Here is a 15108-nt window from a genome sequence, read left to right as displayed (position 1 = left end):
GCGCTCTAACCGACAAACTTTGTCGTATTTTCACATGCAGAACACCACCCTCCGATCAGACTGACCGCAATTCTGACGGAGGTATTCATGAAACTTCAAACCCGTGTGGCCGTGATCGGCGGTGGCGTTGTTGGCTGTTCGGTATTGTATCACCTGACCAAACTGGGTTGGTCAGACGTGATGCTGCTAGAACGGTCCGAGCTGACCTCGGGCTCGACCTGGCATGCGGCGGGCGGATTTCACACTCTGAACGGCGATACCAACATGGCGGCGCTGCAGGGCTATACAATTCGTCTGTACAAAGAGCTGGAAGAGATCACCGGCATGTCATGCGGGCTTCACCATGTGGGCGGGGTGACGCTGGCTGACAATCGGGATCGGTTCGACATGCTGCTGGCCGAACGCGCCAAGCACCGGTTCATGGGGCTGGAAACCGAAATCGTCGGCCCGGATGAGATCAAGAAAATCGCGCCGATCACCAATACCGACGGCATCATCGGTGCGCTCTATGATCCGCTGGACGGGCACTTGGACCCATCGGGGACAACCCATGCCTACGCCAAGGCAGCCCGAATGGGCGGCGCCACGATCGAGACCCATTGCATGGTGCGCGAAACCAACCAGCGTGCGGATGGCACCTGGGATGTAGTCACCGACAAGGGCACGATCCACGCCGAACATATTGTCAACGCAGGCGGCCTCTGGGCGCGCGAGGTCGGCGCGATGGCGGGTGTCTATTTCCCGCTGCACCCGATGGAGCATCAATATCTGGTCACCGACTCGATCCCCCAGATCGAGGCGATCATCGACGCAGGCGGAGAACATCCGCACGTCATGGACCCTGCAGGAGAGAGCTATCTGCGGCAGGAGGGGCGAGGGTTGTGCATCGGGTTCTACGAACAACCCTGCAAGCCTTGGGCCGTGGATGGAACGCCGTGGGAGTTCGGACATGAATTGCTGCCCGATGACTTTGACAAGATCACCGACAGTATTGAGTTCGCCTATAACCGCTTCCCTGTGCTGGCCGAGGCCGGGGTGAAATCGGTGATCCATGGCCCGTTCACCTTTGCGCCCGACGGGAATCCTCTGGTCGGGCCGGTGCCGGGGATGCGCAACTATTGGTCCGCTTGCGGTGTCATGGCCGGGTTCAGCCAGGGCGGAGGTGTTGGCTTGATGCTGGCGCAATGGATGATCGAGGGCGAGCCGGAGCGCGATGTGTTTGCCATGGACGTCGCCCGGTTCGGCAACTGGATCAGCCCCGGCTATACCCGCCCGAAGGTGATCGAGAACTACCAGAAACGGTTCAGTGTCGCCTACCCGAACGAGGAACTGCCCGCCGCGCGTCCGAACCGCACTACGCCGATGTATGACATCTTCAGCGAACTGGGCGCGGTCTGGGGTCAGCAATATGGGCTGGAGGTGCCGAACTATTTCGCGCATGGCGATGAGCCGGGCTTTGAGACCCCCTCTTTCCGCCGCTCGGATGCATTCGAGGCGACGGGCCGCGAGGTCCGCGCCGTCCGCAACGGTGTTGGCATCAATGAGGTGCATAATTTCGGTAAGTACCGGATCGCGGGGCCACAGGCGCGGGATTGGCTGGATCGGATAATGGCCGGGCGGATTCCGCAGCCGGGGCGCCTGTCGCTCACACCGATGTTGTCGCACAAGGGCAAGCTGATCGGGGATTTCACTGTGTCTTGCCTGAGTGAGACCGAATTCCGCCTGACCGCCTCTTATGGCAGTCAGGCCTTCCACATGCGCTGGTTCCAGCGAAACGCAATCGATGGAGTTTCCATCGACAACATCAGCGATCAACTCAACGGCTTCCAGATCGCGGGCCCGAAGGCCGCACAGGTCCTGTCGGCCTGCACACGTGAGGATATTTCGAACCTCAGATTCATGGATGTGCGCCGGATGACAATCGGCATGACCGACTGCATTGTGCAACGGGTCAGCTACACCGGCGATCTGGGATATGAAATCTATTGCGATCCGATGGCGCAAAGGCAGCTCTGGTGGACCTTGTGGCAGGCCGGGCAACCGTTTGGCATAGCACCATTTGGCATGCGCGCCATGATGTCCCTGAGGCTAGATAAATTCTTTGGCTCGTGGATGCGGGAGTTCTCGCCTGATTATACTGCAGCTGAGACCGGGTTGGATCGCTTTATCTCATTTTCGAAGAACGCCGATTTCATAGGTCGCGCTGCTGCAGAAGCGGACCGCGCAGCGGGTGCTGCACGCAAACTTGTGGCCTTCGAAGTCGACGCGGCAGATGCGGACGTCAACGCCTATGAGCCTGTCTGGCTGGAGGGCGCTGTTGTGGGGTTCTGCACCTCGGGCGGCTATTCGCACCACGCGCAAAAATCCATCGCCCTGGGGTTCCTGCCAACTGACCGTGCGCTGGACGGGCTGGAGGTTGAAATCGAAATCCTGGGGGATCTGCGCAAGGCCCGTGTGATCTCGACCCCGCTGTTTGATGCGGATGGCGCGCGCATGAGGGGATGACTTGCCGCCACTGGGGCGGCATGTTGTCCACATGATACAGATACCAATCCTGCTGCTGGCCGCCGGGCAATCAAGCCGTATGCGCGGCGCCGACAAATTGATGCAAGAGATTGACGGTATTCCCCTGTTACGACGCTCGGCTTTGACCGCGATGGCGGCTGGACCGGTCATGGTCGCGCTACCGCCACGGCCTCATCCACGATACGAGGCATTGTCAGGGCTTAATGTGCAGATCGCACCAATCCCTGATGCAGCCGAAGGTATGAATGCCAGCCTACGGGGCGCTTTGGCCCTTGTCAGCCTCGATGCGCCTGCGGCCATGATTATGCTCGCAGACCTACCGGACCTGACGCTAGACGATCTGAAGGCGGTGCTGCGCGCTCGTGAGCGGAACCCAGACCATCTGATCTGGCGAGGTGCTACCCAAAGCGGCAAACCCGGTCATCCGGTTCTGTTCGACCAGAGCCTTTTTGCCACCTTATCGCAATTGACCGGAGATACGGGTGCGCAATCCGTCATACGTTCGAACGGTGCGCGCCTGTGCTTGGTGCCCCTTCCCGGTCGAAACGCGCTGTGTGACCTGGATACACCGGAAGACTGGGCGAACTGGCAAAAAGTTCGGGACGGCAATACCCTGTCCCCCAAATAGCTGCGACCCGGTTGTTGCCAACCGGGCCGCGTACCCAATAAAGGACTACCACTTTCTTCAATCTCAAATGCGCGACCTAACGCCAAACGGGCTGGTCGACTATGCTGCGAAACCTAAACAAGACCCCCTCGTTAACATGCAACATACACTACCTGAGATTGAGAACACCGTCGGCACCCCCTAGTGCTTTCGGCTCCCCCTCACTTGGGTAAGGTTATTTACCCCGATCTGATCTCTCAAAACAATATAAAATTGGGCAAAACGAACCAGTTCAGGACTGCTCTTCTGGCTTTTGAGCAACATCCCGCTTTTGTCAACATTACTATAAGTTGTATCCGAGATCAGGCCCTTGCAACGAAACACCATTTATGAGCACGCATAATTGACCCAAAGGCAATAAAAATAGCCGGTTAGTACATGAATTTCTGCACCAGCAAATTCGACGCTCAACCCAAGGAAGATCACATAATTTTCGGATTTTGGGTGGTGCGCATTGTCCTCAAAAGAAAGGCAATGCAATAGATTTGATTGTTTGACGCCGATTTTGGCAACAATCCACTGATTCTTCGACGCGACCACTTAGGACTCAACGAATCCTCGGGCGGCGATGATCTGCACTCAACTGCTCCTTTGTGGCAAAATTAAGTTTTCTTAACGAAACCATCAGGTAACACCCAGATTATCGGCATATCTCCGGCTTTAACGCGCGGTTGCAATCGCGTGAAACACACAGGAGACCTAAATGAGCATCCGTAAATCCTCGCTTCTTTTGCCGCAGAAATCCGGCTGGATCGGCGCAAGCGCACTGGGCGCCGCGTTGCTTGCATCCACTGCCCTGCCCGCGCTGGCGGATGAAGCGCTGGCTGATCTGGTCGAAACCGTATTCCCTTCGGTCGTGACCATCATCGCCGAACAGGACCCGACCACTAGCCCTGCATCCAGCCAAGACTTTGACCTCGACACCCATCCGTTTGGTGAATTTTTCAAGCGCTTCGGTGGGCCCGAAGGCTTCCAGGCACCACAGCGCGGTCCGGCACAGGGTTTGGGATCGGGATTTGTGCTGGACGAGGCCGGGTATATCATCACCAACCACCATGTTGTTGACAATGCCACAAGCGTGACCGTGCGCCTGAACGATGATCGGAGTTTTGAGGCTGAAGTGATCGGCACCGACCCACTGACCGATATTGCCGTTCTGAAAATCGATGCGGGTGAAGCGCTGCAAGCCGTCGAACTGGGTGATAGTGACATTATCCGTGTTGGCGAAGATGTGGTGGCCATCGGCAACCCGTTCGGGCTCAGCTCGACCGTGACCACAGGGATCGTATCGGCCAAAGGCCGCAATATCTCGCAGGGGCCGTATGCCGAGTTCATCCAGACGGACGCGGCAATCAACAAAGGCAACTCGGGCGGCCCCTTGTTCAATATGGAAGGTGAAGTGGTTGGTGTGAACTCGGCCATCTATTCGCCCAGCGGTGGGTCTGTTGGCCTTGGGTTTGCGGTCACGTCGAACATCGTAGAGCACATCGCTGCCGACCTGCGCGACGATGGTCAGGTCAGCCGTGGCTGGCTGGGTGTTTCGATCCAGAATGTCAGCCCGGAACTCGCGGCTGCCCTTGGCATCGAAAAATCGACCGGTGCGCTGGTTTCAGATGTTGTGGCTGGCAGCCCAGCGGAAGGCGTCTTGCAACAAGGTGACGTTATCCTGAGCTTCAACAACGAAGCCGTTGATAACAGTGGCGATCTGCCGCTTTTGGTCGGCACCACCAAGGTCGGCACTGAAAGCACGCTGACCGTGCTGCGCAATGGGGATACTCAAGAGCTTCAATTGACAATCGGTCAGCATCAGTCGGCATCGACCGAGGCGGATATTCCGGTCGATCCCGAGGTCTCGGGCACCCAACTGGGTGTGACCGTCGCTCTGCTGACCGATACCGCACGGGCCGAGATGGGCGTGGCACAGGGTGTCGACGGCGTGGTTGTGACTGATCTGCAGCCTGATAGCCCGGCGGCTAAGGCTGGTCTGCAGCGTGGTGATGTCATTGTCAAACTGGGCAGCCAGGACACGCTGACACCCGACGCGCTTAAAGCGGCGTTGGACAGCGAAAAAACTGACCCGGCGCTGGTGCTGATCAATCGCGGCGGCAACCAGATTTTCGTTGCGGTCGAGATCGCCTGAACTCAAACCCGCGCACGCCTCATGATGGGGATATTTGGCGTGCGCCTCCCGGCTGGATTGGTTTGTCCGCAATCCGTCGGGCGTGCCGGGTGCGCGAGGCTGCACCCGGCACAGAGTTGTTGAGGCAGCCTCGTCAAAACCATGTGCTTTATACGGAAATTGTGTTTAAATTCCGATAGAAAGGAACCCGATCATGAGCCGACGCCTTCTGATTGTTGAAGATGACGAAGACACACGGGACTTCATCGCCAAGGGCTTTGGCGAAGAAGGATATGTGGTCGAGGTTGCCGCCGATGGCCGCGAGGGTCTGTACCACGCGACAGATGGTGGGTTCGACGCCGTCGTGCTGGATCGGATGCTGCCCGGGTTGGACGGGCTGTCGCTGATCAAATCCATGCGCGCAGCCGGTTTGAAGACACCGGTTTTGATGTTGACCGCGATGAGCGCGGTGGATGAGCGTGTGAAGGGGCTCAATTCGGGCGCGGATGATTATCTGGTCAAACCCTTCTCGTTTCAGGAACTACATGCTCGGATCGAGGCACTTTTGCGCCGCCCTCAGGAATCGGAAGAGACACCAACGCTGACCTGCAAAGACCTTGAAATGGACCTGCTGACCCGCAAGGTCACCCGCGACGGGCATGAGATCACCCTGACCCCGCGTGAATTCCAGATTCTGGAATTCTTCCTGCGCCGCAAGAACCGCGTCGTATCACGTACCATGCTGCTGGAAGGCGTTTGGGATTATCACTTCGACCCGAACACCAATGTTGTCGACGTTCATATCTCGAAACTGCGCCGCCAGTTGGATGAAGGCGGAGAGGCACCGTTGATTGAAACCGTCAGAGGTTCAGGCTACATGATGTCTGATGGATAACCTTCGGCTTTCTCTGAATAATTCCAGAACACGGCTGGTACTGGCCAGTATGGTGCTCAGCATTTTTCTGACGGCAACCGTACTGGCCTTAGTCTACTTCACGGCAAATCGCAGCATTGAATCCGAGACCCGCTCGGTCGTTTCAGCGGAACTCACAGGGCTGGCCGACGAATATGAACGCCGCGGGTTGATCGGCCTGATCACAGCCATCGAACGGCGCCTTCCCAGCGCCTCGGAACGCGATGCGCTGTACCTGCTGACGGATCGGTTTGGCAACAAGCTGGTTGGAAACCTCAAGCAATGGCCCGAGCATATTAAGGCAGGCAGTGGCTGGGTGGAACTGGAACTGCGCCGCGCTGACAACGACCAACTTGTCCCCGTCTCAGCCGCCTCGATCCGCCTGCCCGGCCAAGAGCGCCTGATCGTCGGACGCGACGCTGTCGCGCGTCAGCAGTTTGATCGGGTTTTGCTGAGATCCGTGGCGCTGGCCCTTGGCATTGCTCTGGTTCTGAGCGTCCTCATCGCCTGGCTGTTCACCCGCTTGGTCTTTTCCCGCCTGTCGGACATCGCCAGCACCGCGGAAAACATCGTCTCGGGTGATCTGTCCCGACGTATGCGCTTGCGCGGCACTGGAGACGAGTTTGATCAGGTTGCAGGGACGTTGAACAACATGCTCGACCGGATCGAGGAGCTGATCAGCAACCTACGCACGACATCAAATTCGATTGCGCATGATCTGCGATCCCCCCTGTCGCGTCTAAAACAACGGGTCGAGGCGCTGTCTGACCCGGGCAAAAGCGAACAAGAGCGCGAGGCTGATATCGCCCGCGCTACTTTGGAAATCGACCACGTTTTGCGCGTGCTGGGGCAGCTGACCGAAATTTCACGGGCTGAGGCCGGCTTGGGCCGCGAACAGTTCGAAGAGGTCGATCTGCAGCACCTCGTTGGCGATGTGATCGAACTCTACGACCCGGTTGCCGCTGATCAGAACATCCAGCTCAAGGTCGAAGGAGAGGCCGCACCAGTGCAGGGTCACCGCCCGTTGCTGTCACAAGCGCTGTCGAACCTGTTGGAAAACGCAATGCGCTATGCTCCCAAGGACACGACTATCACCATCACAATTAGTGAGGACGACCAGTTCGCCCAGCTCAGCGTGTGCGATCAGGGGCCAGGCGTCCCCGCCAAAGACCTGCCCCGCCTGCAATTGCCTTTTGTCACGCTCGACCCTGCCCGGACCGAGCGTAATGCCGGGCTTGGCCTGGCGCTGGTTGCTGCGATCACGCATATGCATGGAGGGAAGTTCGTGGCCCGCAACTGTGATCCGGGCCTTGAGGTTACGCTGAACCTGTCGCGCTGAGCCTAGGCAGGTGCTCCATCAATGGCTAAGTTATTGTTTTTATAGCGTTTATCTTCGGTCACGTCAGCGCCAAACCACGCGGGCGGTGTGAAACCAAGTGCCTCGGATTCGCTGGAAAATTCCACTTCGACCAGCCGCAATGGTGCCAACGCACCCTGAAAGATATCCAGCTCGAACTCCCGCCCATCTGGCAAACTTTTGGTAAAGCGTTCTTTTTCAACCCGTCGACCCTCGGTTTCGGGCCAAAAGGTTTCGAACTGTTCAGCGGACATCTCGGTCTCACGCTCCACCCGAACCAAACCGCCTGCACTTTTGAGTGTCAGGAAATACTGGTCATTCTTTTGCCGCAGGCGCAGTTCGGTCGAATCCTCGGGGGCCGTCAGATAGCCCTGTCGCACCACAGCCCTTTTTGCGCCGCTCAGGTCTGGCAGGTTGTTGACCAGAAACTTACGTTCGATTTCCTTGCTCATTTGGTCGAAACCACCCCGTTTTCCAACTCGTTGTAAAGTGCCTGATAGGCCGTCCCTGCCGCACCGCGCGGGGCAAAGGTCACCACCGGTGCGCGATGTTGACCCATCTTTTCGATATCTGCCGCAAATGGAATGCTGCTGTGCATGAACCGCTTGCGATAGGCTTTGCGCATCATCTCCATCGTCTGCTGATGTAACGTTTTGCGCTGCTGCACCATCGAAAAGAAGGCTTTGAGCTTCTTCTTCGGCAGTTTGTGTTCGTCGAAGAACCCGACCAACTGCTCAAAGGTCCGCTCTGACAACGTTGTCGGGATCACCGGCACAACGATCTGGTCTGCGGCCTTAAAGATGTTTTCGGACAAGGTTGAAAAGTTGGGCGGACAGTCCAGAATGATGACATCATAGTCACTGCCCGCCGCCGTCAGAGCCTTTTTCAAGCGCGACCGGCTGTTCCGCATACGCGACAGAAACACATCAAAGTCACGAAAGGTCAGGTTCGCCGGAAGAATGTCTAACCCTTCGAAATCACTGGCGCGAATGGCGCGGGTGAAGCGCTTAACATCCTCGAAAAACCGCGCATCCGTCAGCTTCTTCGAAGGTTTCACACGGAAATAGAACCCCGAGGCCCCCTGCGGATCAAGATCGCACAGCAAGACCAGCTTGCCCGCTGCTGCGTAGGCGTGGGCCAGATTGACCGAAGTGGCGGTTTTTCCAACACCGCCTTTGTTGCTGTAACAGGCAATGATTTTCATTCCTCACTCCTTGGACCGATGAAACAGGTGGCGAAACATCTGACGGGTGTCAGGGGCATCGAATTGCTGGAAATTGGCGATCACACGGTCACGCTCGGCCCGTTGCCGTTGATCCAGCACGGCGATCAGCCCTCCGACCGCCAAACCGATCTTTACCTCAACGCGTCCTTGAGCGCTGGATTGCTGCGCGGCAAACTGCTGCAACGCCTCTTGCTGGACCGAGTAGTCATTGAACAGGCCCAGATTATCCTGAAGCTTTTTCAATGGTTTGAGAATAGATTTGAAATCTTTCGCATCGAAAAGGGGCGCAAAGAATTCCATCAGATAGCGCAATTTCTTACAATCGATCCGCAGATCATGCACAGTCTCATCCGGTGTTTCAGGCGTGATGCTGCGCGCAATCTTGCAGACCTTACGATAGCGCTTCCAGACCAGGGCGCAGGCGTAGTCATAGGCCCCGCGCTGCGCGTTTGGCCCCGGTTGCAGACCCTCGGTGGTGCTGAACAGCGCCGTTAGCTCTGCGATCTGGCTTTGATAGGCTTTGCTGCGTAACCTGCGGGTCAGCCGCGAGAGTTCCTGCATACGCTCTTTCTGGAACTGCCCGAACATGGCATCCAATCCGGGGTGAAGTGTGTGCGGCACAAGGCTGTAATATACGTCTTTTTCAAGAAGATAGACATCTAAGTCCCGCACACGCCCGGTCGGGGTCATAAGATCTGAGAAGGTCTTTTTCAGCGTAGCGGTTTGATCGTCGGAGCAAACACCTTTAAACAAGCTGATGACAGATCGTATTCGGCGCAGAGAAACGCGGTAATCATGCAGGAATTCGGTATCGATATCAGCGATAACTCCACTTTCATTTTGCCGCGCAACTTTCAGAAAAGTAAATATAATATCAGTAGCCACCTGAATGGAAGGCTCTGATCGTCCCAAAGTGATCTCGGGCTTTGCCCGATATGGGGCCTCACCCGGCTCTAAGGCTTGAACAATCGCAGACAGGTCAGCTCTGTCCGAGCCAGCCGCCAACATGGCGTCGCAGGCACGGAGGTAGGCCTTGTCATATCCCCGCAAACGACTGAGGCGAATAATCGTCGCCTGCCCGTTTACCGTCGACAAAACCGTGACGCGACCACGCACCTGGGTTTTCTCGAGATCATCCAGAACGGCAAGGCTGCCCTCCTCGACCTCGCCCGAGGCAATTGCCATCAGCGCGCGCAGTTTCGGAAATCCTTTCAAAGCGTCGCGCAGCGGGCCGTCTGGCAAGTCTTGTACAAAACGCCTTTGGCCCTTGCATCTTTGGCTCAAACGCGTGCCTTGGCCATCCAGCAGGTGCAATGACCCGCCGAACTCCAGCAACATCCGACCGGATGCGCGGATCGACTGGTCATGACAATCCAGCAGAACAAAGGGCTTGGAAGCCCGTTCCGGATCATATCGCAGGTTCAGCCCGACAAACTCAGATGGATCAAACGCGCCGCGCAGGACAAACAACGTCTCTGTCTCTAATCTCATGAGGACATGAAATCTTCAGATCCGTCGGAACACAAGCAAAACCGGAATGCGTCAATGCTGGGGTGACAGCGCTTGGTTGGACGTTTAAACCAAACCCATGTCCGAACCTGTGTCCTCGATCAGAAATCTTGGCCCCGCCTTCGAAGAAGCTTGCGCCCGTGCGGGGATACACTCCGCGCAGGACCTACGTGAACTGGGCGCGGATGAGGCCTATACCCGACTGTTACAGGCCGGAACCAAGGCACATTTCATCGGGTACTACGTGTTGGTCATGGGTCTTCAGGGTCGCCCATGGAACGATTGTAAGGGCGAAGAGAAGAAGCAATTACGCGAAAGGTTTGACGCGATCAAAGCCGGCGCCAAACCCGCAGCGGAAAGCCAGTTGGTCTCAGACCTGAACGCGATCGGGGTGCGCGTGTCCGCAAGTGATCTGAAACAGGTTTGAACGAAAAAGGCCGCCCCAAACGGAGCGGCCCGAAATCAGCACGAAACGGTGGCTTAGCCGACCAGTTCGATACCCGAGAAGAAATATGCGATCTCAACCGCAGCGGTTTCCGGCGCGTCCGAACCATGGACCGAGTTTTCGCCAACCGATTCAGCGAACTCGGCGCGGATGGTGCCTGGGGCTGCATCTGCAGGGTTGGTTGCACCCATGACTTCGCGGTTCTTGGCAATGGCGCCTTCGCCTTCCAGAACCTGAACAACAACCGGAGCCGACGACATGAATTCACACAGTTCGTCATAGAACGGACGCTCGGCGTGGACGTCATAGAATTTGCCTGCCTGAGCTTTGGTCATGTGGATGCGTTTTTGCGCCACGATGCGCAGACCGGCTTCTTCGAATTTGGCATTGATCTTGCCAGTCAGGTTGCGGCGGGTTGCATCAGGTTTGATGATCGAGAATGTGCGTTCCAGTGCCATTTTGGCCTCTCCTTACAATGTGACGCGGGGCCCGCGCCGAAATCCATCGCGCGCCGCGTATCACGGTATTTGCCTTATGAAAAGTGTTATGATGGTTCACGGCTCAGATCGCCTGGGGCAGCGGGTCGATCCTGTCCAACCTGCGGACGTAAAGCACCGCCAAAAGGCCAGCAAAACTGCTGCCGCTCATCATGCTCAGCACCAGATACGGGCCATTTTCGGGGCTGACGAATGCACCTGTCATCGAGGTCAGGATGGCACCAAGCGCCACGACCATCGCCCCAGACAACCCCGCGGCGCTGCCTGCCAGTTTGGGCCGGACCGACATCGCTCCGGCCGAGGCATTGGCGTTGGTCAAGCCATTGCCAAATCCCACACAGATGGCCGACCCGAAAAACACCCAGACTGAGCCGTGACCGCCTACAAACAACAATAAACCGAAGAACGGTCCAACCGAGGCCACGATCCGTCCACATAGGATCATCGTGGTTAGCCGGGTGTGCGCCGCGATGCGTCCAGTGACAAAATTGCCCACCATGAAGCCACCTGTGATGATCCCGATCCCTAAGCCCAGCATCGCCGGGCTGAGGTCGAACCACGCAGCGGCGACCAGGGGCGCGCCAGTGATGAAGCTGTAGAACCCGCCGATCGAAAACGCGGCACATAGCGCATAACCCCAAAATCGACGGGCGCGAAATAAATGCGGGTACTCTTTCAATTGCGCGACCAAGGTTGATGAACGGTCTGTGTTTGTCTCTCCCATGTCGAACCACAGCAAGGCCAACAGCCCTGCCCCCAGAACCGAATACAAAACGAACCCCGCGCGCCAGCCGAACAGCATGTCCAGCGCGCCGCCCAGCATTGGACCCAGCATAGGCGCGAGCGCCATGGCCATCGCAACATATCCTAGCTTGCTGGCGGCTTCGTTGGGCGGATATCGATCCCGGATCGAGGCACTGGACAGAACCGACCCGGCTACGACGACGGCCTGCAACAGCCTGAAACCCAGAAAAACCCAGATCGACTCGGCCAGCGTGCATCCGATTGACGCGATCACGAAGACGGTCATGCAGATCAACAGAACCGGCCTGCGCCCAAACCGATCTGACAGCGGCCCCATGATCAGTTGCAGCACCGCCGAGACGGCCAGATATCCTGCCACTGACAAGTTCACGAGGCCATAGTCGACCGCGAAGTCGTCGCTCATATGCGCTAGCGAGGGCAGGAACATATTCAGCGACAACACGGAAAGTGCGGTGGCGAAGATCAGCGTGATCAAATTTGGGGGCGTCCGGGCCGCGCGCATGTCGAAAACCGTGTCAGAAAAGCAAACGACACAGCGCTAACACATTGCCCGTCAGTTGAACATGCCAAGCCGCTGGCGGCTGCATCACGGCTCTGCTAAGAGCCCCTTCATGCTACGGATCGAAGACATCACCTATGCCGTTGAAGGCCGCCCCCTGTTCGACGGGGCCAGCGCGACCATCCCCGATGGCCACAAGGTCGGTCTGGTGGGTCGGAACGGCACCGGCAAGACCACTCTGTTCCGCCTGATCCGCGGAGAGCTGGCGCTGGAATCCGGCGCTATCTCGATCCCGAAACGCGCGCGGATTGGTGGGGTGGCGCAAGAAGTGCCCTCATCCGATGTCTCGCTGATCAACACCGTTTTGGCGGCTGACACAGAACGCAGCGCGCTGATGGCTGAGGCCGAAAGCGCCACGGACCCTGCTCGTATTGCTGATATTCAAACCCGTCTGGCCGATATTGACGCTTGGTCGGCTGAGGCCCGGGCGGCATCGATCCTCAAGGGGCTCGGGTTTGATGACGAAGACCAGTTGAAACCCTGCTCCGATTTCTCGGGCGGCTGGCGAATGCGCGTTGCTCTGGCAGCGGTGCTGTTCTCGCAGCCCGACCTGCTGCTTTTGGACGAGCCTACCAACTATCTGGATCTTGAAGGCGCGTTGTGGCTGGAAAGCTATCTGGCGAAATACCCGCATACGGTCATCATCATCAGCCACGACCGAGGGCTGCTGAACCGCGCCGTCGGCTCGATCCTGCATCTGGAAGACCGCAAACTCACCTATTACGCCGTGCCTTATGACAAATTCGCCGAACGCCGCGCGGAACGTCTGGCGCAGGCGGAATCTGAGAATGCAAAGGCAAAGGCTCGCATTGCCCATCTGCAAAGCTTTGTGGATCGCTTTCGCTATAAGGCGTCGAAGGCTGTGCAGGCCCAGTCCCGCCTGAAGATGATCGAGCGCATCCAGTTGGTCTCGACCCCGCAAGAAGCCGCGCTTCGCGCGTTTTCATTCCCCGAACCCGAAGAACTGTCGCCGCCGATTATCCAGATCGAAGGCGGTGTCACGGGCTATGGCGAGACTGAAGTGCTGCGCCGTCTGAACCTGCGCATTGATCAAGATGATCGCATTGCGCTGCTGGGCAAGAACGGTCAGGGTAAATCGACCCTGTCGAAACTGCTGTCCGACCGACTGCCCCTGATGGCGGGCAAGATGAGCCGCAGCAATAAGTTGCGCATTGGCTATTTCGCGCAGCATCAGGTGGATGAGCTGTATGTGGATGAAACGCCCCTGGATCATCTGCGCCGTCTGCGCCCGGATGAGGCTCCGGGTAAATGGCGCTCGCGTCTGGCTGGGTTCGGATTGAACGCCGATCAGGCAGAAACCGAAGTCGGACGTCTGTCGGGCGGTCAAAAGGCGCGCCTGTCGCTTCTGATCGCCACTATCGACGCGCCACATATGCTGATCCTGGACGAACCGACCAACCATCTGGACATCGAAAGCCGCGAGGCGTTGGTTGAAGCGCTGACCGCTTATTCCGGTGCGGTCGTTCTAGTCAGTCACGACATGCACTTGCTGTCGCTGGTGGCGGACCGGCTGTGGCTGGTCTCGGACGGCACCGTCAAACCCTTTGATCAAGACCTCGAAGCCTATCGCGCGATGCTGCTGGCCCGCGACAAGCCGGTGAAGCAAAAGCTTCAGGCAACAAAGCCCAAACGCCCCTCGCGGGATACCATGCTGGCCCTGCGCGCCGATCTGCGCAAGTGCGAGGACCGGATTGAGAAGCTGACGGATATGCACGACAAGCTCTCGGCCAAACTGGCGGACCCGGCCCTGTACGAAGATGACAGGATCGATGATCTGGAAACCTGGAACCGCAAATTCGCCGAAGTCACCGAGGCCATGCAAAAGGCCGAGGCGTTGTGGGTTGCGGCCGCCGAAAAACTGGAGCAGGCGGAGAATGCCGCATGATTGACGCTGCCTTCTTCATCACCGCCTTCACCACTTTGTTCGTCGTGATCGACCCGTTCGGCACCGCACCCATTTTTGTCGCCATGACACAGGATATGGACGCGCGCGCCCGGCGGCGCACGGCCTATCGCACCTGTTTGGTTGCAACCGGCATTCTGATTGCCTTCGCCGCCTTTGGTGAGGCGGTTCTGGGCTTTGTCGGCATCTCGATGGAGGCGTTTAAGGTTGCCGGTGGCGCGCTTTTGTTCCTGACCGCGCTGGACATGCTGTTCGAACGCCGCACCAAACGGCGCGAAGATCGGGCTGAGGAAGAGGAACACAACGACCCGTCGGTTTTTCCGCTCGCCATCCCTTTGGTCGCCGGGCCGGGATCGATTGCGACGATTATTCTGTTGTCCGGACAGCATCCGGGTCTTCAAGGAATTGCAGCGGCAGTGGCCGTAATGCTGGCTGTCATGGCGGTGGTCCTGCTGTTCTTTCTGGCAGGCGGCCTGATCGCGCGTATTCTGGGCAAAACGGGCTTGAACGTGCTGACCCGTCTGCTGGGTATGCTGCTGGCCGCCCTGTCTGTTCAGTTCATTCTGGATGGCCTCAAGGCCTTTGGGTTTGCGTCGTAAATC

At 57.8% G+C, this 15108-nt stretch carries 13 protein-coding genes; 8 read left to right on the top strand and 5 right to left on the bottom strand.

The genetic code is table 11. The annotated features are described in order from the left end of the window. The first annotated feature begins 87 nt into the window (after window positions 1-87). The 5 genes from ACR0JX_RS07915 (at window position 88) to ACR0JX_RS07895 (ending at window position 7564) form a co-directional block, all read left to right on the top strand. Window positions 88-2505 carry a GcvT family protein gene (locus ACR0JX_RS07915; RefSeq protein WP_480542877.1) on the top strand — a complete coding sequence of 806 codons (2418 nt, stop codon included), beginning with the start codon at window positions 88-90 and terminating at the stop codon, window positions 2503-2505. Between the two features lie 31 nt (window positions 2506-2536). Beyond that, window positions 2537-3154, top strand: a complete 618-nt coding sequence (locus ACR0JX_RS07910) for a nucleotidyltransferase family protein (RefSeq protein WP_480542875.1) — start codon at window positions 2537-2539, stop codon at window positions 3152-3154. Window positions 3155-3896: 742 nt separating this feature from the next. After that, window positions 3897-5333, top strand: coding sequence for a Do family serine endopeptidase (locus ACR0JX_RS07905; RefSeq protein ID WP_480542873.1), 1437 nt, complete (start codon window positions 3897-3899; stop codon window positions 5331-5333). Between the two features lie 193 nt (window positions 5334-5526). Beyond that, a complete protein-coding gene (locus tag ACR0JX_RS07900; RefSeq protein WP_170530173.1) occupies window positions 5527-6207 on the top strand; it encodes a response regulator transcription factor in 681 nt (226 codons plus the stop codon). Further along, entirely contained in the window at window positions 6200-7564 is a 1365-nt protein-coding gene (locus ACR0JX_RS07895; protein ID WP_480542871.1) for a sensor histidine kinase, read from the top strand. The genes ACR0JX_RS07900 and ACR0JX_RS07895 overlap by 8 nt, the downstream gene beginning before the upstream one ends. A gap of 2 nt (window positions 7565-7566) precedes the next feature. On the opposite strand, the gene ACR0JX_RS07890 is transcribed toward ACR0JX_RS07895, so the two are convergent. Genes ACR0JX_RS07890 through ACR0JX_RS07880 form a run of 3 tightly spaced genes read right to left on the bottom strand, consistent with a single transcriptional unit; the run spans window position 7567 to window position 10298 of the window. Beyond that, window positions 7567-8034, bottom strand: coding sequence for a CYTH domain-containing protein (locus ACR0JX_RS07890; RefSeq protein ID WP_480542869.1), 468 nt, complete (start codon window positions 8032-8034; stop codon window positions 7567-7569). Continuing rightward, window positions 8031-8786, bottom strand: a complete 756-nt coding sequence (locus tag ACR0JX_RS07885) for a ParA family protein (protein ID WP_480542867.1) — start codon at window positions 8784-8786, stop codon at window positions 8031-8033. Before ACR0JX_RS07885 ends, ACR0JX_RS07890 begins: the two co-directional genes overlap by 4 nt. A gap of 3 nt (window positions 8787-8789) precedes the next feature. After that, entirely contained in the window at window positions 8790-10298 is a 1509-nt protein-coding gene (locus ACR0JX_RS07880) for a CHAD domain-containing protein (protein ID WP_480542865.1), read from the bottom strand. Window positions 10299-10395: 97 nt separating this feature from the next. Here ACR0JX_RS07880 and ACR0JX_RS07875 point away from each other — a divergent pair, with 97 nt between their 5' ends. After that, window positions 10396-10743 carry a TfoX/Sxy family protein gene (locus ACR0JX_RS07875; protein ID WP_480542863.1) on the top strand — a complete coding sequence of 116 codons (348 nt, stop codon included), beginning with the start codon at window positions 10396-10398 and terminating at the stop codon, window positions 10741-10743. Between the two features lie 53 nt (window positions 10744-10796). Here the strand turns inward: ACR0JX_RS07875 and ndk are convergent, their stop codons facing one another. Then, window positions 10797-11219, bottom strand: coding sequence for a nucleoside-diphosphate kinase (gene ndk, locus ACR0JX_RS07870; RefSeq protein WP_008757405.1), 423 nt, complete (start codon window positions 11217-11219; stop codon window positions 10797-10799). 103 nt (window positions 11220-11322) lie between these two features. Continuing rightward, the gene (locus tag ACR0JX_RS07865) at window positions 11323-12525 is read right to left on the bottom strand and encodes a multidrug effflux MFS transporter (RefSeq protein ID WP_480542861.1); all 1203 of its coding nucleotides are present in this window, start codon (window positions 12523-12525) and stop codon (window positions 11323-11325) included. A 109-nt stretch (window positions 12526-12634) separates the two neighbouring features. Between ACR0JX_RS07865 and ACR0JX_RS07860 the strand changes: the two genes are divergently transcribed. Both ACR0JX_RS07860 and ACR0JX_RS07855 read left to right on the top strand, forming a co-directional pair. Further along, window positions 12635-14488: an ABC-F family ATP-binding cassette domain-containing protein gene (locus ACR0JX_RS07860; protein WP_480542859.1), complete on the top strand. Its 1854-nt coding sequence runs from the start codon at window positions 12635-12637 to the stop codon at window positions 14486-14488. Beyond that, complete coding sequence (locus ACR0JX_RS07855; RefSeq protein ID WP_170530189.1) at window positions 14485-15105, top strand: MarC family protein; 621 nt, start codon at window positions 14485-14487, stop codon at window positions 15103-15105. Before ACR0JX_RS07860 ends, ACR0JX_RS07855 begins: the two co-directional genes overlap by 4 nt. The last annotated feature ends 3 nt before the right edge of the window (window positions 15106-15108 follow it).

It is taken from the genome of Ruegeria sp. AH7 (genome assembly GCF_056541325.1).
This window is presented reverse-complemented; position numbering and strand designations above follow the sequence as displayed.